Source organism: Rhizobium centroccidentale (assembly GCF_030182565.1).
Classification (GTDB): domain Bacteria; phylum Pseudomonadota; class Alphaproteobacteria; order Rhizobiales; family Rhizobiaceae; genus Rhizobium.
Genome location: NZ_JAQJCG010000027.1, coordinates 90,802 through 111,614 on the forward strand (window position 1 = coordinate 90,802; position 20,813 = coordinate 111,614).

Below are 20,813 nucleotides of genomic sequence, written 5' to 3' on the forward strand. Positions count from 1 at the left end.
AAATCAGGATCTGAACAATGGCCACTGAAATCCGCGTTCCTACCCTCGGCGAATCCGTCAGCGAAGCGACCGTCGGTACCTGGTTCAAGAAGGTCGGCGATGCCATCAAGGCCGATGAGCCGCTTCTCGAACTCGAAACCGACAAGGTGACGATCGAAGTTCCGGCGCCTGCTGCCGGCACGCTTTCCGAAATCGTTGTCCAGGCCGGCGAGACCGTAGGTCTTGGCGCGCTGCTCGGCCAGATCTCCGCCGGCAACGGCGCCGCCGCCGCTCCGGCACAAGCTGCCGCACCTGCTGCTGCTCCGGCCCCTGCAGCTGCTGCGCCGGTTGCCGCCCCCGCCGTTTCCGCTCCGGCTTCCTCCATGCCGCCGGCACCGGCTGCCGGTAAGCTGCTTGCTGAAAACAATCTCTCCGCCGATCAGGTCGAAGGCAGCGGCAAGCGCGGCCAGGTCCTGAAGGGCGATGTCATCGCCGCTGTCGCCAAGGCTGCGTCGGCTCCCGCTGCTGCACCGGCAGCACCCGTTGCCGCTCGCGCTCCGACGGCCGTTGAGGACGTCAGCCGCGAAGAGCGCGTCAAGATGACCCGCCTGCGCCAGACGATCGCCAAGCGCCTCAAGGATGCGCAGAACACCGCCGCCATGCTCACCACCTATAACGAGGTGGACATGAAGGCCGTCATGGACCTGCGCAACAAGTACAAGGACGTCTTCGAGAAGAAGCATGGCGTGAAGCTCGGCTTCATGGGCTTCTTCACCAAGGCCGTTACCCACGCGCTGAAGGAACTGCCGGCTGTCAACGCCGAGATCGACGGCACCGACATCATCTACAAGAACTACTGCCATGTCGGCATGGCTGTCGGCACCGACAAGGGCCTTGTCGTTCCCGTGATCCGCGACGCCGACCAGATGTCGATCGCGGAAGTCGAGAAGGAGCTTGGCCGTCTGGCGAAGGCTGCTCGCGACGGTTCGCTGGCGATGGCCGACATGCAGGGCGGCACCTTCACCATTACCAATGGCGGCGTCTATGGTTCGCTGATGTCCTCGCCGATCCTGAATGCGCCGCAGTCGGGCATTCTCGGCATGCACAAGATCCAGGAGCGTCCGGTCGCCATCGGCGGCCAGGTCGTCATCCGCCCGATGATGTATCTGGCGCTCTCCTACGATCATCGCATCGTCGACGGCAAGGAAGCGGTGACCTTCCTCGTGCGCGTCAAGGAAAGCCTGGAAGATCCGGAACGTCTCGTTCTCGATCTCTAAGGGGAGCGTTGGATCATGTCGACATGGCCCATGCGGACGCTGCGCGGATTGCTATGCGCCGTCGCCGCATGGGTGCCATCGTCCGCCAATGCGGGTGAGCTCGACATTTCCAAGCTCAGCAGCAATCTCGATTTGGCGTCGCTTGGCGACGCCGATCTTGCCGCCCGCTCGATCAATGTCCTGCACATCGGCAAGGTGGAACTGACCTCCGGGCGCATCGTCGCCAGCGACCCGCTCGTCGGGCCTGACCGCGCGGCATTTACCCGCTCTGTCTCCCCTGGCGATTATCCTGTCAACTTGTATCAGGCCTTCGGCCGCATCGCTGCGGCCAGCATGCGTTTTGCCGAGGGCAAGCCGGTGCGCTGGGAACTGGCCGTAGTCCCCGACCAGGATATCAATTCGCTGAAGAATGACGAATTCTTCGGCTATCCGGTCGATGCCGGTCTCGGCTGCTACATGGATGCCGATACCTTCGCATTGATCCAGGAGCGCGAAAACAAGATCCGGCTGGAAAAAGCGTCGTCGGATATCAACTACTATGACGATGTTCTGGCGTCCGAGCTGCAGCCGAATAATGACGACTACGTCTTACATCGGCCGATATCGATCAAGCGCGGCAACGTCGCCATCTTCTCGAGCGGCTGGGGTGATGGATTCTATCCGGTGTTCTGGGGGCTGGATGCCGCCGGCAGGCCGCTGGTTCTGTTCACCGATTTCGGCGTGATCGAGAATGCCGACGGCCGGCGCGAGCCGGGAGGAGGCTGAGCATGCCGGCCGAAAGCATGATGGCGCGACTGGCTTCGATGCCTTGGATAATGTTGGCTTGTGCGGTCAATCCCGTGCCTGCCTATGCGGAAGAATGCGTGCAGGAGAAGGCTGTCTATGTCGATATGGACAATGCCTATGAGCTGCGCTTCGAGCCCATGGAAGCGGACTCGTCGGTTAGCAACAGGTTCAAGCTCACAGTGCGCAACACCAATATCGTGGCCGATGGGATCGTGATGCGCACGGACGACCATTTGCGCGCCGATGGACGGATCATGTTCGAATGCCCTGAAGGGGATGTGACCGGGGCCGATCTCAGGGCCTGCACGGTTTGGCAGGGTATGGTCTATGCCTCGGATCTGAAGGGGCATATCCGCGCGCTGCCGGCGGAAGGCGAGAGTGCAGCGGATCGGCTTTTCCTGCCGGCGCTCGGTCCCTCGATCCAGAAATCGTCCCTCTGGGGCAAGGGCAAGGCGACCGTCGCGCCCTGGGATGTCCTTAGTCTGAAAGGATGCAATCAATGATCGGCGATGCACCTGTTCTTCTGGTGACCGGCGGCAGCCGTGGCATCGGTGCTGCCATTTGCCTGGCGGCCGCCCAGCACGGCTGGGCCGTGGCGGTCAATTATGCGTCCAACAAGGATGCGGCCGAGGCCGTGGTGGGGACGATCGTTGACGCCGGCGGCGAGGCGATCGCGATCGCCGGCGATGTCGGTAAGCCCGAGGATATCAAATCCATCTTCGCCAAGGTCGACACGCATTTCGGCCGCATCGACGGGCTCGTCAACAATGCCGGCATTGTCGATGTCATCCAGCGCCTGGATGAAATGACGCCTGAACGGATCGACCGCATGTTCCGCATCAATGTCACCGGTTCGATGCTGGCGGCGGCTGAAGCTGTGCGCCGCATGTCGACCCGGCATGGCGGCAAGGGCGGAGTGATCGTCAACCTCTCCTCCATGGCCGCCACGCTCGGCGGCGGCGGACAATATGTCGATTATGCCGCCTCCAAGGGCGCGATCGATACGTTCACTGTGGGGCTTGCACGCGAGGTGGCGGCGGAAGGCATTCGGGTCAATGCCGTCCGACCGGGAATCATCGATACCGATATCCACGCTGCCGCCGGGCTGCCGGACCGGGCTCGTGATATCGCACCGCAGCTGCCGATGAAACGAGCGGGAACGGCCGACGAGGTCGCTGACGCCATCCTCTACCTTTTGAGCCCGCACGCATCCTATATAACGGGTGCCGTGCTCGACGTGAGCGGCGGTCGCTGATCGGAAAGGGTCGACAAGATGCAGTATATTCTCGAATTTCTCGGCCTGATGGCGGTGTTCTCGATCTTCATCGTCGTTCCCGGCGCCGATTTCGCCGTCATTCTGCGCCAGAGCATCGTGCATGGCCGCCGCGCCGCCATGATGACCGGCCTCGGCATGGGCTTCTCGCTGCTCTTCCACATCAGCTACACCATTCTCGGCCTTGGCCTGATCGTCTCGCAATCGCTTGTCCTGTTCAGCATGATCAAATGGGCCGGCGTTCTCTATCTCGTCTATCTCGGCATCAAATCCTTCCGCCAGGCGGGCTTCCAGGTGAAGGATGTCGAGATCACCGAGGAAGACCGCAAGCCAGTTTCCGTCTGGCGCTGCCTGGCGACGGGCTTCGTCACCAACGCATTGAACCCGAAGCCGGTGCTGTTCTTCCTGTCGCTGTTTTCGACGCTCGTTCATCACGATACGCCGGGGCTCATCCAGTTCAGCTATGGCATCGGCATGGCGGCGGCGCTTGTCGCCTGGTTTGCCGGCGTCTCCACCTTCTTCACCGTCAAGCCGGTGCGCGATCGTTTCATCGCATCGGGCAAATGGTTCAACCGCATCACCGGAGCGGCGCTCGTCGGCTTCGGCATCCGCCTCGCCTTGGCACGGGCGACCGATTAGAGCCGGATGATTTTAGGTCTGTTTGACCTAAAATCTGAATCCGCTCTAGAATCAAAGAAGTAGAGCATGATGTCGTCCGAAAACCGCTCACACTTTTCGGCATCATGCTCTAACAAAGATACAAAACAAGGAAATTAAAACATGTCCTACGATGTGATCATTATCGGAACCGGCCCCGGCGGCTATGTCTGCGCAGTCAAGGCAGCGCAGCTCGGCCTGACGGTAGCGGTCGTCGAAAAGCGCGCGACCTATGGCGGCACCTGCCTCAATGTCGGCTGCATACCGTCCAAGGCTCTGCTGCATGCTTCCGAAGTGTTCCATCATGCCGGCCATGGTATGGATGCGCTCGGCGTCGAAGTCGCTGCACCGAAGCTGAACCTGGGCAAGATGCTGGCGCACAAGGATGCGACGGTTAAGTCGAACGTCGATGGCGTCGCCTTCCTTTTCAAGAAGAACAAGATCGACGCCTTCCAGGGCACCGGCAAGATCGTTTCGGCTGGCAAAGTTGCCGTGACCGCCGATGATGGCAAGATCACCGAGATCGAAGGCAAGAACATCGTTATCGCCACCGGCTCCGATGTTGCCGGCATTCCGGGCGTTCCGCTCGAGATCGACGAGAAGGTCATCATCTCCTCGACCGGCGGCATTGCGCTCGACAAGGTGCCGGGCAAGATGATTGTGGTCGGCGGCGGCGTCATCGGCCTCGAGCTCGGCTCGGTCTGGTCGCGTCTCGGCGCCAAGGTCACCGTCGTCGAATATCTCGACACCATCCTCGGCGGCATGGACGGCGAAGTCTCCAAGCAGTTCCAGCGTATGCTCGCCAAGCAGGGCATCGAGTTCCATCTCGGCGCCAAGGTTGTCGGCGTCGAAAAGTCCGGCAATGGCGCGAAGGTTACCTTCGAGCCGGTCAAGGGCGGCGACAAGGTCGTGCTCGATGCCGATGTCGTTCTCGTTGCCACCGGCCGCAAGCCCTACACAGCAGGCCTCGGCCTCGAAGAAGCCGGCGTCGTGCTCGACAATCGCGGCCGCGTCGAGATCGACGGTCACTTCAAGACCAATGTCGCCGGCATCTATGCCATCGGCGACGTCGTGAAGGGTCCGATGCTCGCGCATAAGGCGGAAGACGAGGGAGTGGCGCTTGCCGAAATCCTCGCAGGCCAGGCTGGTCACGTAAACTACGATGTCATTCCGAGCGTCGTCTACACCCAGCCGGAAGTCGCCTCCGTCGGCAAGACCGAGGAAGAGCTGAAGGCCGCAGGCATCGCCTACAAGGTCGGCAAGTTCCCGTTCTCCGCCAACGGCCGCGCCCGCGCCATGCTAGCAACGGACGGCTTCGTCAAGATCCTCGCCGACAAGGAAACGGACCGCGTTCTCGGCGGTCATATCGTCGGCTTCGGTGCCGGCGAGATGATCCACGAGATTGCCGTGCTGATGGAATTCGGCGGTTCTTCGGAAGATCTCGGCCGCACCTGCCATGCGCATCCCACAATGTCGGAAGCCGTCAAGGAAGCCGCGCTAGCGACCTTCTTCAAGCCGATCCATATGTAAGGTCGGACCGTCCCGGCGTGGCAAGCGCCGGGATTGCAATGCTTGCCTGATGATGCGATGTACGGGGCTCCGTGCATCGCATCGTTCAATCGTTTTCGCCAACAAAGCAAGCATGTCGCGTCAAAACCCACCCGGTCGTCTATCCCTAAAACTCTTCGTTGCGACAACGCTCGCGCTCCTCGTTACCGTTGCGGCTCCTGCCCATGCGGAAACGCCTGTCGCCAGCTGGCCTCAGGCGACAAGCGACCTGCCTGTGGAGCAAGGAATTCGCTTTGGGACCTTGCCGAACGGCATGCGCTATGCCGTCATGCACAATGCGACCCCGGCCGGTCAGGTGGCGATCCGATTCCGCATCGGCGCCGGCTCGTTGCAGGAGCGCGATGACCAGCAAGGTTTGGCGCATTTCCTCGAGCATATGGCCTTCAAGGGCTCGGCCCATGTACCGGAAGGCGAGATGATACGCACCCTTCAGCGTCTGGGCCTGGCTTTCGGCGCGGATACCAATGCGTCCACGAGCTATGGCGAAACGGTCTATGCGCTGGATCTGCCGGAAGCCAATCCGGAGACGGTTTCGACCGGCCTGATGCTGATGCGCGAGACGGCAAGCGAGCTAACGCTCGATGCCGGCGCCTTCGATCGCGAGCGCGGTGTCATTCTTTCGGAAGAGAAGCTGCGCGACACGCCGCAATATCGCGGCGGGACCGGTTTCCTCGCTCAACTGCTGCCGGGGCAGCGGGTGCCGGAGCGCCCGCCGATCGGGAAGACCGATATTATCAGCAACGCGCCGGTCGACCTGTTGCGGGACTTCTATCGCACCTATTATCGCCCCGATCGCACTACCCTGATCGTGGTGGGGGATATCGATGCGGCCGCCATCGAAGCCGATATCCGCAACCGCTTCGGCAATTGGGCCGCCGCCGCACCTGCACCCGCAGACCCTGATCTCGGCACTCTCCAAAACCATGGAGAGCGCGTCGGCACGGTCATCGTGCCGGGTGGTGCGACCCGCGTGCAGCTTGCCTGGACGCGCCCCTACGATGCTTCGCCGGATAGGACTGCCAAGCGCCGGGCGCAATTGGTCGAGGATATCGGCCTGGCAGTCCTGAACCGGCGCTTGTCGGTTCTGGCACAGCAGCCCAATCCACCCTTCGTCAGCGCGCAGGCCGGCGCCCAGGATCTGCTGAAATCGGCGCATGTCGCGATGGTTGCCGCCGATAGCGATCCTGCGAAGTGGCAGGGGGCCCTGGCAGCCATCGATCAGGAACAGCGCCGCATAGCGCAGTTTGGTGCCGACCAAAGCGAGATCGACCGCGAAATTGCCGAATATCGTTCGACCCTGCAGGCGGCCGCGAGCGGGGCTGCGACGCGCGCCAGCCCGGATATTGCCAGTTCCCTGAACTGGAGCGTCGGCGAAAACATGGTCTTTACCTCGCCTGCGGACGATCTGGCACTGTTTGATGCCGCGATGAAGGACCTGCATGCGGGAGAGGTCAACAATGCTCTTCAGCACGTCTTTGCCGGCAATGGACCGCAGCTGGTGCTGCAGATCCCCCAAATGCCCGAGGGCGGCGACTCTGCTGTCGAGAAGGCCTATGCCGATTCGCGCGTCGTGGCGGTGAAGGCGCTGGAACAGACGGCTTCGGTCGCATGGCCCTACACCGATTTCGGCAAGCCCGGCGATATCGTCGAACGCCGGACGGTCGATGATCTCGGCGTGACCATGGTGCGTTTCGCCAATGGCGTTCGCCTGACCGTCAAGCCGACGAAGTATCGCGCCGACGAGGTTTTGGTGCGCGCCGAGGTCGGCCATGGCCGGCTGGCGCTGCCGAACGACCGTCCACTGCCGATCTGGGCGGCGCCCGCGCTGCCGCTATCCGGTGTGAAGGCCATCAGCTATGACGATATTCAGAAGGCCTTTGCCGCGAAGGTCGTGAGCATCGATTTTGCCATTCAGGATGCCGCCTTCAAATACGAGGGCACGACGCAGCCGCGCGATCTGCAGACGCAATTGCAGCTGCTGACCGCTTATGTCTCCGATCCGGCCTATCGTCCGGATGTCTTCAAGCGGGTCCAGCAGGCCTATCTGAACATGCTTCCCCAGCTTCAGGCGACGCCGGGCAGTGTGGTCGGCCGCGACCTTTCCGGCCTCTTGCATTCCGGCGATCCGCGTTGGTCATTCCCTGACCGGACACAGTTGCTCGATGCGAAGCCGGAAGATTTCGAGGGCCTCCTGCAGCCCGCTCTTTCGAAGGGGCCGGTCGAAGTTATCATCGCCGGCGACGTCGGGGTCGATGACGCCATTCGTTTGACGGCGCAAACTTTCGGCGCCTTGCCGGTTCGCGGCGACGGAGAGAAACAGGGCGATGGTTCCGGCGTGCATTTTCCCGCGCCGACGACCGATCCCGTCGTGCGGCTTCATGACGGGCGCAGCGACAGCGCCGGTGCCGCCGTCGCCATGCCGATCGGCGATTTCCTTTCCGATCTGCCGAGGGCGGCGGCCGCCAATGTCGCCGGGGCGATCCTTCAGAACCGCCTGGTCGACCAGTTCCGCATCGCCGAGGGCGCTACCTACAGCCCTCAGGGCGAAGTTGACCTATCGAGATCGATCCCTGGCTATGGCTTCGCCTATCTCTATGTCGAAACCACGCCCGCCAAGGTGGATCACTTCTTCGAGCTGGTGGACAAGATCGCCGCCGATCTCGGTCATGGAGACGTTTCGCCCGATGAGCTGACGCGGGCCAAGGTTCCGATCATCGAAGCTGTGAAGCGCTCGCAGCAGACCAACGGCTATTGGGTCCAGAATCTTCGCGATGCTCAGGCCGATCCGCGACGCCTCGATCGCATCCGCAGGAGCATCAGCGGCTACGAGGCCGTGACCGCCGAGGATGTCCGCGCCATTGCAACGACCTATCTGAAGCCAAACACATCCTGGCGGCTGAAGATATTGCCGGCCAACGGATCGGCAGTTCGCTAGTTTGTCATCTGCCGGCCAAATTGCCGCAGCCCAAGTTTGCCGATCGGGTAGCATCGCAATGCGTGGTAGCTTGCAGACGTCGAATAAAGGCGGATGAAACCATGTCTGCAAGGCCGTTGATGGTGAAGCCCCTTATGCCGCATCCGGCGTTGCCGGATGCCGATTGGGCTGATTGCTACGAACTGAATATCCCGAACTCGGATCTGACGGCGATTGCCGCCGCGCAAACGATGCTCAGCCGCTTTCCGTTTTGGGTGCGGCTGTTGCTACGCGTGCGCGATGCGGTAACAGGCCTGTTCGGTTTGAGATCCAGCAGCGACCTTCGGGCGGAGGAGTGGGAGAAGATCGGCTTCTTTCCCGTCGTCAGCAAGTCCGACAATCAGGTCGTGCTCGGGTTCGACGATCGGCATCTCGATTTCAGGGTCGTCATCGACGTGCGTGATGATGATCAGGGGCGTCGGCTGGTCGACGCCACGACGCTCGTCCGGCGGAACATATTGCTTGGCCGGATCTATCTCGCCATCATCACGCCATTCCACCGCCTGATCGTCGCGACGATGCTTGCCGATCTCGGCAAGCGGATGCAAGCGATCAGTTCACCGCCGTCACTGTAAAGCCCTGCTTGCGCAGCAGCGTCACGAGGCCCTGATCGCCGACGAGGTGAAGCGCGCCGACGGCGATGAAAGCGTTGCCCTTGTCGAGAACGGGCGCGGCGCGCTCGGCCATGACCTTGTTGCGATCAAGGATGATGCGCTGCTCGAAAGCGGCGGTATCGGCATCCGTGATCTTCTGGTCCGGCTCGATCACCTTCAGCATCGGGATCATCGCGCCAATATTGCCGTCGATATAGAGCTCCGTCATCGTTTCGTTGACGTCGTTGATCTTGTCGCCCAGTTCGAGCGTCTGCATCAACGATTTCAGGTGCAGGGCGACGGGCAGATCACTCATGGCCTTGGCCTGCTCGGCCAGCGTTTCGAGACCGACGACCTTCTTGCCCTCGGCCGCGGCGTCGCTCGCTAGCTTCTGGTCGAGGAATTTTGCGCCGGCCGTCTTGCGCCGAACCTCGCAACCCGTCATCTCGAAAGAGCTCGAGATCAGCCAGGGCTGCATGCGGGAAACGGCAGCGAGCGCGATGCCGCGCGCTTTCAGGCCTGCTTCCAGCCGGGCATTGTCTTCGGGCGACAGATGCTGGCTGATGGTCGAGCCGTCGGTGAGCATGGTGAGTGAGGGATTGGCGAAGAGGGCAGCGGCGGCTTTCTTGTCGTCGAGGATCTCATCGGATTCGACGATGATCGTATCGGCTGATGCAACGGCGTCTGCAGCGCCCTTCGGCAAGGCGAGCACGCGCGAATCCGAGACATGCATGCTGCCTAGCAGCCATGACGGCTTCAAGCCGGGCTTTTCGATCTTCCAGAAGATGCCCTTTCCATTCTCCACCTTTTCGCCGGCGGCGATGATGGAGGCGTATCTTGCAGGATCGTTCTTCTGAAGTTCGGCCATCAGATCCTTGCCGCCGCAGCTATCGGACACAGCACCTTCGGCATGGGCCGGCTGCAACGTCAGCATAGTCGCAATCAACAGCACAGCAAGCATCAGCGGAAAGGCGGTTGCAAGCCAGAGCAGCATATCGTCCAGCGTCGGCTTCATCGACCGCATCGTCCTGGATCCGAGGGCAGAAATCATCAGAATCTTCCGTTCGCAGAGAGCATGACCGCCAACGCCGGAAAGCGGCTTTCGGGAGGCATGCCGAGACAAGGTTCTGCTTTACGCGAACGAGACGGAAATTCCCTTAACGCGAGAGGTTAATCTTTTCTTATGCGCGGGGATGGGCGCGGTCGTAGACCTCGAGCAGGCGCGAGGAATCGACGCCGGTGTAGACCTGCGTCGTCGAGAGGCTGGCGTGGCCGAGCAGTTCCTGAATGGTGCGCAGATCGCCGCCACCGGCCAGGAGGTGAGTGGCGAAGGAATGGCGAAGCGCGTGCGGTGTTGCCGTATCCGGCAGCCCGAAGGCGCCGCGCAGTTTCTGCATGCCGTGCTGGATGATACCCGGCTGCAGCTTGCCGCCGCGCGCGCCGCGAAAGAGGGCGTCATCGGCTTCGAGATGATAGGGGCAGAGCTTGCGATATTGATCGACCGCTTGCGTGACGATCGGCAGCAGCGGCACCAGCCGTGTCTTGTTGCCTTTACCGGTAATGCGCAGTGAGGTTGCGCCCGGTGGAAAATCCTGCGGCTTCAGATCCAGTGCTTCGGAGATGCGCAGGCCGCAGCCATAGAGCAGGGTCAGCACCGCCGCATCGCGCGCGGCTATCCATGGTTCTTCGTGCAGCTGCGCCTCGTCACTGACGACGGTAATCGCCTGCTTGTCGGAAAGAGGCTTCGGCAGCGATTTCGGTTGTTTCGGCGAACGCACCGCGGCTGCACCCGCAGCATTCACCAGGCCCTTCTTTTCGAGATAGCGCAGCAGCGAGCGAAGGCCGGCTAGATTGCGTCCGAGCGAACGCGCACCGGCGCCGTCTTTTCGGCGTGCGGCCAGAAAGGCGCGAAAATCGGCAGGGCGCAGCGCATGAATATCCTCGATCGTCGCCGGACCGCCAAGATGCCCGGTGAGGAAGGTCAGAAACTGCCGCGTATCGCGTTCATAGGCATTCAGCGTATGGGCGGCAAGCCGCCGCTCCTGGCCAAGCGCTAGGAGCCAGCGGTTGCGTTCCGCCATCAACCTGGAGTCGGCGATAACAAGCAATTCGTTCAGTGGAAAACCCCTTGAAATTCGGATTCCTTCTGCCACTTTGAAGGAAGGAAGGTTATGGAATCGCTAATTTTCCCGCTGCTTCCGGTGCGTTTTCCCTTCGTGCTGCGGGGCACATCTGGATTTCAATGAAACTGCATATGGGTCGATTCCGGATCTCGGATGGTTCGCCTTCCATATGCGAGGCGCTTGTCATGCTTCGATCATATTCGATTGCGATAGAATATATCCCAACCATTCAGGACACTTCATGGCGCGCCGCGGCTCGATAACTGCATTGGGACAACTTGCAGAAGCGATCGCTTTGGTGTCTCAGGGTCAGCCCGGACATATTGTCGATACTCTGATCGCCGAGCGCGGGCAGAAGATTGTCCGAAATCCGCTCTGGCCGCTCATGCGCCCCTTTCTCTACACGCTGCTGCGCTACAACAAGGCGATCGAGTTCGCCGATGATGTCGCCAAACTTTCGGGCTTCCAGTGCTTCGAATATATGAGCGATCTGCTGAGGCTCGATATCGGCGTCACTCATGCCGATCGTATTCCGGCTAAGGGCGGCTTCATTCTCGTCAGCAATCATCCCACAGGCATCGCCGATGGCGTCGCCGTCTTCGACCTCCTGAAGTCGCGCCGGCCCGACATGATGATCTTTGCCAATCGCGATGCGGTGCGCGTCAACCCGCGCTTTGCCGAGATGATCATTCCAGTCGAATGGCGCGAGGAATATAAGAGCAAGCCGAAGACGCGCGAGACGTTGCAACTGACCAATCGCGCCGTGGCGGAAGGCAAGGTCACCGTGCTCTTCCCGTCCGGCCGCATCGCCTATTGGGCGAACGGCAAGCTGAACGAGCGGCCGTGGAAGACCTCTGCCGTGGGCCTAGCGCGCAAATACAATCTGCCGATCCTGCCGGTGCACCTGACGGCGCGCAATTCCGGCCTGTTCTATTGGTTCGCCAAATGGTCGACCGAGCTGCGTGACATGACCGTCTTCCACGAGCTGCTCAACAAGCGCGGCGACCGGTTCGATTTCCTCGTCGGCAATCTCATTCCCGTCGAACATCTGGATGGCGACGTCAACGAGGTGACGAAGGCGCTGGAAAAGCACACGGTCGTCGACCTTGCGGCCGACGGCAATGCGTCGTTCTCGCCGCTTGTTTCGCCCGAGCGGGACGAGCCCCTGGTTTCGCATTCTCTTTGATAGGGGAATCGGCTAAACCGCGTGGCATGCAGCTACGCTCCATGTTTGCCCGGAATTATCGCTCCCTGCGCTCGATCCGCATGGATCTTGCCGACGTCAATCTGTTCATCGGCGAAAATGGGGTGGGCAAATCCAACCTCTATCGTTCGCTGCAGCTCGTGCAGGCGGCGGTTCGCGGCCGGCTGGCGCATGAGATTTCCGGTGAGGGTGGCATGTTCTCGGCCATGTGGTCGGGCAAGCGGCGTTCGCATGAGTCTGCCCGCATCCGCTTCGATGTCGAGTTGCTCGACATCGAGCGGGCGGCGACCTTCCGCTACTGGATCGAGGCGGGCATGCGGCCGCCTTGTGCTTCCGCCGGCTTTCCACTGGAGCCGCAGGTCAAGGCCGAGGAGCTTTCGGTCGAAACCGGGCGCAGGCCGGTGACGATGATGAAGCGCGATGGCCCCGGCATTTCCGTACGCGGCGAGAGCGGCCGCATGCAGGCCCATCCCGAGAACGCTCTGACATCCGAAACTGCGATCGCATTGCTGGGCGATGCCGGCTATTTTCCGGAGGTCGGCACCTTCCGCCGAGCCGTCGATGCCTGGCGATTCTACCACGGCTTCCGCACCGATCGCGGCTCGCCGCTGCGTGCGCCTTGCCTTGCCGTGACGTCGCCCATGCTGGACGAGGACGGCGCCAATATCGCCGCCGTTTTCGCAACCCTTGTCCATACGCGTGAAGATACCGTCGAGCTGGACCGGGTTCTTGCCGCAGCGCTCGGCGGTGCCCGGCTTGTTGTGCCTGAACCGCAGGAAACTGCGGATTTCGGGCTGATGCTGCCCGAATTTCCCAACCGCGTCTTCCAGCCCCGCGAATTGTCGGACGGCCAAATCCGGTTTCTCGGTCTCGCCGCCGCCTTGATGTCCTACCGCCTACCGCCGCTGATCGCGCTCAACGAGCCGGAGGCTAGCCTGCATCCGGATATGCTGCCGCCGCTTGCCGACATGATCGCTGAGGCCGCAAAGACCAGCCAAATCTGGATCGTGACCCACTCGGAACGTCTGGCCGAGGCCGTGCGCGAGCGCTGCGGCGCGAAGCCGCGCCGGGTGATCCGCGAAGACGGCTCCACCTGGATCGACGGTATGCGGCTGACCGGCGAGATTGATGACGAGGATGAATAGCGATCTGACAAAACGGGATTGGCAATATGACGTCTTCGCGTAAAGCCGATGGTGCGGTCTTCGTTGAGACCCCCGAGTATGTCTCCGAACAATGCGGCATAGATCGCGACACCACACTGCTGAAAGGAGCAGAGGGTACCCGCCACCTCTATGCCGATCGATATCGGCCCGCCTTTGCTCGTGAAAGCCTGACCGCGCCGCTCTTTCCGCCGCTCCGATTATCAACAACGACGATCTCGATCGGCGGGCGATTCGGCTGCGTGAGACTGGTAGGCTGGCTGCTGTGTCGGGAAGGTTTTGATGCTTACAGGATGCGTTGTAGGTGCGATCAGCTTGCGGAGCCGTTCGCGGAAGCTTGCGCTAAAGGCAGTATTTATAGTCATCCGGGCAATGGTTGCTATCAATTGAGCTTAGTAAAATTGAATCGGATTCATTGTGGACACCCGCTTTCCATTCACTAACCGTAGTTTCCTTGGGTGCTAGAGATGCTACCAAGATCTATGGTAAAGTCGGAGGAAAATCTAGGTGAGCGCCACAAGCGATCAGAAAGTAATTCTCGAGTACCTGTATCGCCGTTTGGCTAGTGGAGACACCCGGTACTGCACTATTCCCACAATCAGAAAGAACACAGGGCTCGAGAGCTCCAACCAATATTTATTAGCTCTGACTGATGACTTAGAGACTGCGGGATTTGTAATAACCCGCCAAGCATACCAAATGTCCGGTGGCCGGCTATTCCAAATTACTGCCGCAGGTTTTGATGCCGTGGAAAAGGGAGATATCCCCGTCAGGGTGGATAGCGCAGCTTGGACCGGGCGCTTCGATCTATCCGAGCATCAGAAGTCCGAGCTTCGGAGAATTCTCAATGAGATGCGAGCGATTATTGAAACGGCTAAGTTGTCAAACGCTCGTAAAGTCAATGCTATGGCTCTAATAGAATCTGCCGAGAAGCTGGTCGAAACGCCAGATCCGCTCTGGCCGGAGATCATGCGTCTTTTACGTTCTCCCACACTCGCCGGTGTGACAGGAATCGCGAGCCTATTGATAACCTTCGTGCAGATTGTCATCGCTGCCGCGAGTTCATAGCCGCGCTTTTCCGCAGTGGAGTCGACGTCCATTTCGAGGTGATCGTGGTCGTTAATGATATCGGCGCCTCTGTAATCGTCCCCATTTTGCAGCTGCCGCACACTCCTCCCGGGTTTCCTTTTCTGTCCGTCCGGGGCATGGTCTGGCGCAATGAGTAAAGATTCTTCCGATTTGTTCGGTGCGCTTTTCGAGGCCGCGCCCACGAAGTCTGTGATGAGCCGTACCGTGCCCGTTCTCGTGCCGATGCCGGCGCCGAGGGCCTATTCCTATGCCGTGCCGGAGGGCATGGCGGTCGAGCCGGGTTCGGTCGTGCAGGTGCCGCTCGGGCCGCGACAGGTCATCGGCGTCGTCTGGGACGGCGATGATGATGGCGGTGTCGATCCGAAGAAGCTTCGGCCGATCAGCCATGTGTTTGATTGCCCACCGCTCGGCAAGCATATGCGCGATTTCATCGATTGGGTTGCGACCTATACGCTGTCGCCGCCGGGGCTTGTGGCGCGCATGGCGCTTCGAGCGCCGGCCGCCTTCGATCCCGAACCGATGGTCGAGGGACTGCGATTCATCGGCGGCCAGCCGGAACGGATGACGCCGGCCCGCGCCAAGGTGATGGAAATCGCTGCCGATGGGCTGTCGTGGACACGGCTTGGTCTGGCGCATGCGGCCGGCGTTTCGACCAGCGTCGTCGACGGATTGATCTCGCAGGGCATTTTCGAAACCATCTTCCTGCCGCCGCCGCCTGTCGTCGCCAAGCCTGATCCGGAATTCGCCGCGTCGCGGCTGCAAGGGCCGCAGAGGCAAGCGGCCGACGAAATCCTGGCCGACGTGCGCAAGGGCGAGTTCGCGGTTTCCCTGATCGACGGCGTCACCGGCTCCGGCAAGACGGAGGTCTATTTCGAGGCGATTGCCGAAACGCTGAGGCGTGGCAAACAAGTGTTGATCCTGCTGCCGGAGATCGCACTGACGGCCAGCTTCCTGGAGCGCTTTCAGGATCGCTTCGGCGCCAAGCCGGCCGAATGGCATTCCGATCTCGCGCCGAAAATGCGGGAAAAAGTCTGGCGCCAGGCGGTCACGGGCGAAGTCAGGGTCGTGGCCGGTGCTCGCTCGGCGCTCTTCCTGCCCTTCCAGGATCTCGGGCTGATCGTTGTCGACGAAGAGCATGATCCGGCATATAAGCAGGAGGACCGCGTCTATTATAATGCGCGCGACATGGCTGTGGTGCGCGGCCGCATCGGTGATTTTCCCGTCGTGCTGGTATCGGCGACGCCATCGGTCGAGAGCCAGGTCAACGGCCAGAGCGGGCGCTACACCAAAATCCATCTGCCGACTCGCTTCGGCGATGCGGCGCTTCCAGACCTGCATCTGATCGATATGCGCCGGCATGCGCCGGAGCGCGGCGGCTTTCTTTCGCCCGTCATGATCCGCGCGATCGGCAAGACGGTCGCCAAGGGCGAGCAGGCACTCTTGTTCCTCAATAGACGCGGCTATGCGCCGCTGACGCTTTGTCGGGTCTGCGGCCATCGGTTCCAATGCCCGCAATGTTCGAGCTGGCTGGTGGAGCACCGCTTCCGCAACCAGATTCAGTGTCATCAATGCGGCTATGCGGAGCGCACGCCGGAGGCCTGCCCCGAATGCGGCACGCTCGACCATCTCGTCGCCTGCGGGCCGGGAGTGGAACGCATCGCCGAGGAGGTGGAGCGGCATTTCCCCGAGGCGCGGACGATCGTGCTCTCCTCCGACATCATGGGGGGCGTCAAGCGGCTGAGGCTGGAGCTCGACGCGATCGCCAAGGGCGAGGCCGACATCGTCATCGGCACACAGCTTGTCGCCAAGGGGCATAATTTCCCGCTGATGACGCTGGTCGGCATCGTCGATGCCGATCTCGGCCTCGCGAATGGCGATCCGCGTGCTGCCGAACGGACGTTCCAGCTCCTGTCACAGGTGACGGGACGCGCCGGGCGAACGGGTCTCGAGAGCCACGGATTGCTGCAAACCTACCAGCCGCAGCATCCCGTCATGCAAGCGATCGTATCCGGCGATGCCAGCGCCTTTTATGAGCGCGAGATTTCAGAGCGGGAGAGGGCCGTCTTGCCGCCTTTCGGCCGGCTCGCGTCGATCATCGTTTCCGCCGATACAAGGCAGGATGCCGAGACCCATGCACGCGGCATGCGCAATGCCGCGCCGCAGGTTTCGGGTATTTCTGTGCTTGGTCCGGCAGAGGCGCCGATCGCGCTGGTGCGCGGCCGCCATCGCTTCCGCCTGCTCGTACATGGCCGGCGCAATTCCGACATGCAGGGCTTTCTTCGGGCCATGCTGGCGCAATCACCTAGGGAGCGCGGCTCTGTGCAGGTGCAGCTCGACATCGATCCGCAAAGCTTTCTGTGATTGGCGGGGTAGATATCCAGGCTGCACCTTTCCCTTGCAATGCGGATCATGCCATAAGTCGGCCGTCTCACTTGACGTGATTTGCGTGCGGTTGATTTTGAGGGCGACGATGGAGCTTTATTTTCCGACCGAATTCGGCGAGCGGCTTGCCTACTGTTCGGCTGCCATTACGGCGCTGATCGGCATCTTCCTGATGTTCGCGCCAGGTTACACCTATCGCTTCCTCAAGCTGCAGGTGAAGGAAGGCCGTTCGGAAGCCTATGCCGAGGCGCGCTCGGCTGGCGGCTTCATGATCGGCTTCGGGCTGGTCGCGATCCTGCTGGCGCAGCCGATGATCTATCTCGCGCTCGGTGCCGCCTTCGGCGTTGCGGCGTTCGGCCGCATCCTGTCGCTTATGTCCGATCGGGGCAGCGTATTTTTGAACCTTCTCCTTCTGGTTGTGCAGGCGATTCTTGCTGCGCTACCTTTTCTCTATGGTCTCGGCTATATTTGAGCGGAAAACGGCTCGGCGCGGCCATTTTTGCCTGCGGTATCCCCATGCTTTTCGAATTTTGCCATCATAAATTCGCCCGAATGGCGTATTCGTCGAATACGCGTGTTGCGAGTCTCAATATCCTATGTTAGACGAACCCCGAATTTCGGATGAGGCAGGAGCGCGCTCCCGCTGATTTCTGGGGGAAATCAAAACGAATTCAAGGACATATCGCTTCCGTCACCCGGAAGTTTGGTTCTTGGGTTGAAATCAGGGAATTTTGTGCCCGTGGCAGACACATCCCAGCATGTTTCTGGTGTCGCAGAACGATATGCCTCGTCGCTGTTCGAATTGGCCCTTGAAGAGGGTGTCGTACCGGCAGTGACCGCCGATCTCGATCGGTTCCAAGCCATGCTCGACGAAAGCGATGATCTGAAGCGCTTCGTCCTCAGCCCGGTCTTTTCGGCTGAAGAGCAGGTCGGCGCGATTGAAGCGCTGGCGAAAAAGGCTGGCTTCGGCGCCTATGTCACCAATTTTCTGAAGCTTGTGGCCAGCAACCGGCGCCTTTTTGCGCTGCCGGGCATGATCAAGGCTTTCCGCATCATTGCCGCCCAGCACCGCGGCGAGATTTCCGCCGAGGTCACCTCGGCCCATGCGCTGACCCTAGCGCAGGAAGATGAATTGAAGGCGGCGCTGAAGGGCGTCACCGGCAAGGACGTGGCGATTGCCGTCACCGTCGATCCGTCGATCCTCGGCGGCCTGATCGTCAAGGTCGGGTCGCGTCAGATCGATACGTCCCTTCGCACCAAACTCTCCACCCTTAAGCTTGCATTGAAAGAGGTCGGCTGATGGATATCCGCGCCGCGGAAATTTCCGCAATTCTGAAAGATCAGATCAAAAACTTCGGCAAGGAAGCTGAAGTCTCCGAAGTCGGCCAGGTTCTCTCCGTCGGTGACGGTATCGCCCGCGTCTACGGTCTGGACAATGTTCAGGCCGGCGAAATGGTCGAATTCCCCGGCGGTATCCGCGGTATGGCGCTGAACCTCGAAGCCGACAATGTCGGCGTGGTTATCTTCGGCTCCGACCGCGACATCAAGGAAGGCGACACCGTCAAGCGCACCGGCGCGATCGTTGACGTTCCGGTCGGTCCGGAACTGCTCGGCCGCGTTGTCGACGCGCTCGGCAACCCGATCGACGGCAAGGGCCCGATCAACGCGACCCGCCGTTCGCGCGTCGACGTCAAGGCTCCGGGCATCATTCCGCGCAAGTCGGTTCATGAGCCGATGTCGACCGGCCTCAAGGCCATCGACGCTCTGATCCCGGTTGGTCGCGGTCAGCGCGAGTTGGTCATCGGCGACCGCCAGACCGGCAAGACCGCCATCATCCTCGACACGATCCTGAACCAGAAGTCCATTCAGGATAACGGTCCGGACAGCGAAAAGCTCTTCTGCGTCTACGTCGCCGTCGGCCAGAAGCGTTCGACCGTTGCGCAGTTCGTGAAGGTTCTCGAAGAACGCGGCGCTCTGAAGTATTCGATCATCGTTGCTGCGACGGCTTCCGATCCGGCTCCGATGCAGTTCCTGGCTCCGTTTGCCGGCTGCGCCATGGGCGAATATTTCCGTGACAACGCCCAGCACGCCCTGATCGGCTATGACGACCTGTCCAAGCAGGCCGTTGCCTACCGTCAGATGTCGCTGCTGCTGCGCCGCCCGCCGGGCCGCGAAGCTTATCCGGGCGACGTCTTCTACCTGCACTCGCGTCTCCTCGAGCGCGCCGCAAAGATGAACGACGAGAAGGGTGCTGGCTCGCTCACCGCTCTCCCGGTCATCGAAACGCAGGGTAACGACGTTTCGGCCTTCATTCCGACCAACGTGATCTCGATCACCGATGGCCAGATCTTCCTTGAAACCGACCTGTTCTATCAGGGTATCCGTCCGGCCGTTAACGTCGGTCTGTCGGTCTCGCGCGTCGGCTCGTCTGCTCAGATCAAGGCGATGAAGCAGGTTGCAGGCTCGATCAAGGGCGAACTCGCCCAGTATCGTGAAATGGCCGCCTTCGCCCAGTTCGGTTCCGACCTCGATGCCGCAACGCAGCGCCTGCTGAACCGCGGTGCTCGCCTGACCGAACTCCTGAAGCAGCCGCAGTTCTCGCCGCTGAAGACGGAAGAGCAGGTTGCTGTGATCTTCGCCGGCGTCAACGGCTACCTCGACAAGCTGCCTGTTGCTCAGGTCGGCAAGTTTGAGCAGGGCCTGCTGTCGTACCTCCGCTCGGAAGGCAAGGACATCCTCGACACCATCCGCTCCGAAAAGGCCATCAGCGACGCGACGAAGGGTAAGCTCACCGCTGCTCTCGACAGCTTCGCCAAGTCTTTCGCGTAATCGGGCCCAAGCTCTAGGACGGACCAAGGATGCCTTCACTCAAGGATCTGAAAAACCGGATCGCCTCCGTCAAGGCGACGCAGAAGATCACCAAGGCGATGAAAATGGTCGCCGCGGCGAAGCTTCGGCGTGCGCAGGAGGCGGCCGAGGCCGCCCGGCCTTACTCGCAGCGCATGGCCGCTGTTCTGGCCAATATTTCGGCTGCCGTCAGCGATGCCGACGGCGCACCGCTGCTGATGACCGGAACGGGCAAGAGCGATGTGCATCTGCTCGTCGTCTGCACGGCCGAACGCGGCCTTTGCGGCGGCTTCAATTCGCAGATCTCGCGCTTCGCCCGCGACCATGCCCGCAAGCTTCTGGCCGAAGGCAAGACGGTGAAAATCTTCACCGTCGGCAAGAAGGGCTATGACGTCCTTCGCCGCGAATACGCTTCGCTGATCGTCGAGCGCAAGGAACTGCGCGAGGTCAAGCGCATCGGCTTCGACAATGCCGACGCCATCGGCAAACGCATCATCGAGATGTTCGAAGCCGGCGAATTCGATGTCTGTACGCTGTTCTATTCCGAATTCAAGTCGGTGATCAGCCAGATCCCGACGGCACAGCAGCTCATTCCGGCTTCGGCTCCGGCCGTCGTCGAAGAAGATGCGGCCCACAAGGGCGCCGTCTATGAATACGAGCCGGATGCGGCTTCGATCCTCGCGGACCTGATCCCGCGCAACATCTCTGTCCAGATCTTCCGCGCGTTGCTCGAAAACGTCGCCGGCGAGATGGGTGCCAAGATGAGCGCGATGGACAATGCGACGCGCAACGCTGGTGAGATGATCAACAAGCTGACGCTGAACTACAACCGTCAGCGCCAGGCACAGATCACCAAGGAATTGATTGAAATCATTTCGGGCGCGGAAGCGCTCTGAG

At 61.1% G+C, this 20,813-nt stretch carries 19 protein-coding genes; 17 read left to right on the top strand and 2 right to left on the bottom strand.

All coding sequences use genetic code 11. The annotated features are described in order from the left end of the window. Window positions 1-17 precede the first annotated feature (17 nt). The 8 genes from odhB to PH562_RS26865 all read left to right on the top strand — a co-directional run bounded on the left by odhB (window position 18) and on the right by PH562_RS26865 (window position 9,090). Complete coding sequence (gene odhB, locus PH562_RS26830; RefSeq protein WP_113231528.1) at window positions 18-1,256, top strand: 2-oxoglutarate dehydrogenase complex dihydrolipoyllysine-residue succinyltransferase; 1,239 nt, start codon at window positions 18-20, stop codon at window positions 1,254-1,256. A gap of 15 nt (window positions 1,257-1,271) precedes the next feature. Further along, window positions 1,272-2,021, top strand: a complete 750-nt coding sequence (locus PH562_RS26835; protein ID WP_285176726.1) for a DUF4241 domain-containing protein — start codon at window positions 1,272-1,274, stop codon at window positions 2,019-2,021. Between the two features lie 2 nt (window positions 2,022-2,023). After that, window positions 2,024-2,545 carry a hypothetical protein gene (locus PH562_RS26840; RefSeq protein ID WP_285176727.1) on the top strand — a complete coding sequence of 174 codons (522 nt, stop codon included), beginning with the start codon at window positions 2,024-2,026 and terminating at the stop codon, window positions 2,543-2,545. Next, complete coding sequence (locus PH562_RS26845; RefSeq protein ID WP_285176755.1) at window positions 2,545-3,297, top strand: SDR family oxidoreductase; 753 nt, start codon at window positions 2,545-2,547, stop codon at window positions 3,295-3,297. Before PH562_RS26840 ends, PH562_RS26845 begins: the two co-directional genes overlap by 1 nt. A gap of 18 nt (window positions 3,298-3,315) precedes the next feature. After that, on the top strand, window positions 3,316-3,954 hold the full coding sequence (locus PH562_RS26850) for a LysE family translocator (RefSeq protein WP_285176728.1): 639 nt from the start codon (window positions 3,316-3,318) through the stop codon (window positions 3,952-3,954). A 141-nt stretch (window positions 3,955-4,095) separates the two neighbouring features. Next, window positions 4,096-5,502, top strand: coding sequence for a dihydrolipoyl dehydrogenase (gene lpdA / locus PH562_RS26855; protein ID WP_285176730.1), 1,407 nt, complete (start codon window positions 4,096-4,098; stop codon window positions 5,500-5,502). A gap of 112 nt (window positions 5,503-5,614) precedes the next feature. Continuing rightward, the gene (locus PH562_RS26860; protein ID WP_285176731.1) at window positions 5,615-8,476 is read left to right on the top strand and encodes a M16 family metallopeptidase; all 2,862 of its coding nucleotides are present in this window, start codon (window positions 5,615-5,617) and stop codon (window positions 8,474-8,476) included. A gap of 101 nt (window positions 8,477-8,577) precedes the next feature. Beyond that, window positions 8,578-9,090, top strand: coding sequence for a DUF2867 domain-containing protein (locus PH562_RS26865; protein WP_285176732.1), 513 nt, complete (start codon window positions 8,578-8,580; stop codon window positions 9,088-9,090). Here the strand turns inward: PH562_RS26865 and PH562_RS26870 are convergent. Together PH562_RS26870 and PH562_RS26875 are read right to left on the bottom strand one after the other, a co-directional pair. Beyond that, window positions 9,068-10,159: a TraB/GumN family protein gene (locus PH562_RS26870; protein ID WP_285176733.1), complete on the bottom strand. Its 1,092-nt coding sequence runs from the start codon at window positions 10,157-10,159 to the stop codon at window positions 9,068-9,070. The two genes, PH562_RS26865 and PH562_RS26870, sit on opposite strands and share 23 nt — an antisense overlap. A 130-nt stretch (window positions 10,160-10,289) precedes the next feature. After that, window positions 10,290-11,225 carry a tyrosine recombinase XerC gene (locus PH562_RS26875; protein WP_285176756.1) on the bottom strand — a complete coding sequence of 312 codons (936 nt, stop codon included), beginning with the start codon at window positions 11,223-11,225 and terminating at the stop codon, window positions 10,290-10,292. Between the two features lie 247 nt (window positions 11,226-11,472). Between PH562_RS26875 and PH562_RS26880 the strand changes: the two genes are divergently transcribed. From PH562_RS26880 to PH562_RS26920, 9 genes are all read left to right on the top strand, one after another. Next, window positions 11,473-12,417: a GNAT family N-acetyltransferase gene (locus tag PH562_RS26880; RefSeq protein ID WP_113231535.1), complete on the top strand. Its 945-nt coding sequence runs from the start codon at window positions 11,473-11,475 to the stop codon at window positions 12,415-12,417. Between the two features lie 26 nt (window positions 12,418-12,443). Next, entirely contained in the window at window positions 12,444-13,580 is a 1,137-nt protein-coding gene (locus PH562_RS26885) for an AAA family ATPase (RefSeq protein WP_285176734.1), read from the top strand. A gap of 26 nt (window positions 13,581-13,606) precedes the next feature. Next, window positions 13,607-14,041: a hypothetical protein gene (locus PH562_RS26890; RefSeq protein WP_285176735.1), complete on the top strand. Its 435-nt coding sequence runs from the start codon at window positions 13,607-13,609 to the stop codon at window positions 14,039-14,041. 64 nt (window positions 14,042-14,105) lie between these two features. Continuing rightward, window positions 14,106-14,666: a hypothetical protein gene (locus PH562_RS26895; protein ID WP_285176736.1), complete on the top strand. Its 561-nt coding sequence runs from the start codon at window positions 14,106-14,108 to the stop codon at window positions 14,664-14,666. Between the two features lie 150 nt (window positions 14,667-14,816). Further along, window positions 14,817-17,048, top strand: a complete 2,232-nt coding sequence (locus PH562_RS26900; RefSeq protein WP_285176737.1) for a primosomal protein N' — start codon at window positions 14,817-14,819, stop codon at window positions 17,046-17,048. Window positions 17,049-17,157: 109 nt separating this feature from the next. Next, entirely contained in the window at window positions 17,158-17,541 is a 384-nt protein-coding gene (locus PH562_RS26905) for an AGROH133_08824 family phage infection protein (RefSeq protein ID WP_285176738.1), read from the top strand. A gap of 261 nt (window positions 17,542-17,802) precedes the next feature. Continuing rightward, the gene (locus PH562_RS26910; protein WP_285176739.1) at window positions 17,803-18,369 is read left to right on the top strand and encodes a F0F1 ATP synthase subunit delta; all 567 of its coding nucleotides are present in this window, start codon (window positions 17,803-17,805) and stop codon (window positions 18,367-18,369) included. Next, window positions 18,369-19,898, top strand: a complete 1,530-nt coding sequence (gene atpA / locus PH562_RS26915) for a F0F1 ATP synthase subunit alpha (protein ID WP_113231542.1) — start codon at window positions 18,369-18,371, stop codon at window positions 19,896-19,898. The genes PH562_RS26910 and atpA overlap by 1 nt, the downstream gene beginning before the upstream one ends. Window positions 19,899-19,927: 29 nt before the next feature. Beyond that, window positions 19,928-20,812 carry a F0F1 ATP synthase subunit gamma gene (locus PH562_RS26920; protein ID WP_285176741.1) on the top strand — a complete coding sequence of 295 codons (885 nt, stop codon included), beginning with the start codon at window positions 19,928-19,930 and terminating at the stop codon, window positions 20,810-20,812. Window position 20,813: the final 1 nt, after the last annotated feature.

Bases quoted from the DNA above. Each gene is read 5' to 3' on its own strand.
- PH562_RS26840 (WP_285176727.1), top strand. From the start codon at position 2,024: ATGCCGGCCGAAAGCATGATGGCGCGACTGGCTTCGATGCCTTGGATA.
- PH562_RS26885 (WP_285176734.1), top strand. From the start codon at position 12,444: ATGCAGCTACGCTCCATGTTTGCCCGGAATTATCGCTCCCTGCGCTCG.
- PH562_RS26920 (WP_285176741.1), top strand. From the start codon at position 19,928: ATGCCTTCACTCAAGGATCTGAAAAACCGGATCGCCTCCGTCAAGGCG.
- PH562_RS26890 (WP_285176735.1), top strand. From the start codon at position 13,607: ATGACGTCTTCGCGTAAAGCCGATGGTGCGGTCTTCGTTGAGACCCCC.
- PH562_RS26870 (WP_285176733.1), bottom strand. From the start codon at position 10,159: ATGATTTCTGCCCTCGGATCCAGGACGATGCGGTCGATGAAGCCGACG.
- PH562_RS26860 (WP_285176731.1), top strand. From the start codon at position 5,615: ATGTCGCGTCAAAACCCACCCGGTCGTCTATCCCTAAAACTCTTCGTT.
- PH562_RS26865 (WP_285176732.1), top strand. From the start codon at position 8,578: ATGTCTGCAAGGCCGTTGATGGTGAAGCCCCTTATGCCGCATCCGGCG.
- PH562_RS26900 (WP_285176737.1), top strand. From the start codon at position 14,817: ATGAGTAAAGATTCTTCCGATTTGTTCGGTGCGCTTTTCGAGGCCGCG.
- PH562_RS26880 (WP_113231535.1), top strand. From the start codon at position 11,473: ATGGCGCGCCGCGGCTCGATAACTGCATTGGGACAACTTGCAGAAGCG.
- atpA (WP_113231542.1), top strand. From the start codon at position 18,369: ATGGATATCCGCGCCGCGGAAATTTCCGCAATTCTGAAAGATCAGATC.
- PH562_RS26850 (WP_285176728.1), top strand. From the start codon at position 3,316: ATGCAGTATATTCTCGAATTTCTCGGCCTGATGGCGGTGTTCTCGATC.
- PH562_RS26835 (WP_285176726.1), top strand. From the start codon at position 1,272: ATGTCGACATGGCCCATGCGGACGCTGCGCGGATTGCTATGCGCCGTC.
- odhB (WP_113231528.1), top strand. From the start codon at position 18: ATGGCCACTGAAATCCGCGTTCCTACCCTCGGCGAATCCGTCAGCGAA.
- PH562_RS26905 (WP_285176738.1), top strand. From the start codon at position 17,158: ATGGAGCTTTATTTTCCGACCGAATTCGGCGAGCGGCTTGCCTACTGT.
- lpdA (WP_285176730.1), top strand. From the start codon at position 4,096: ATGTCCTACGATGTGATCATTATCGGAACCGGCCCCGGCGGCTATGTC.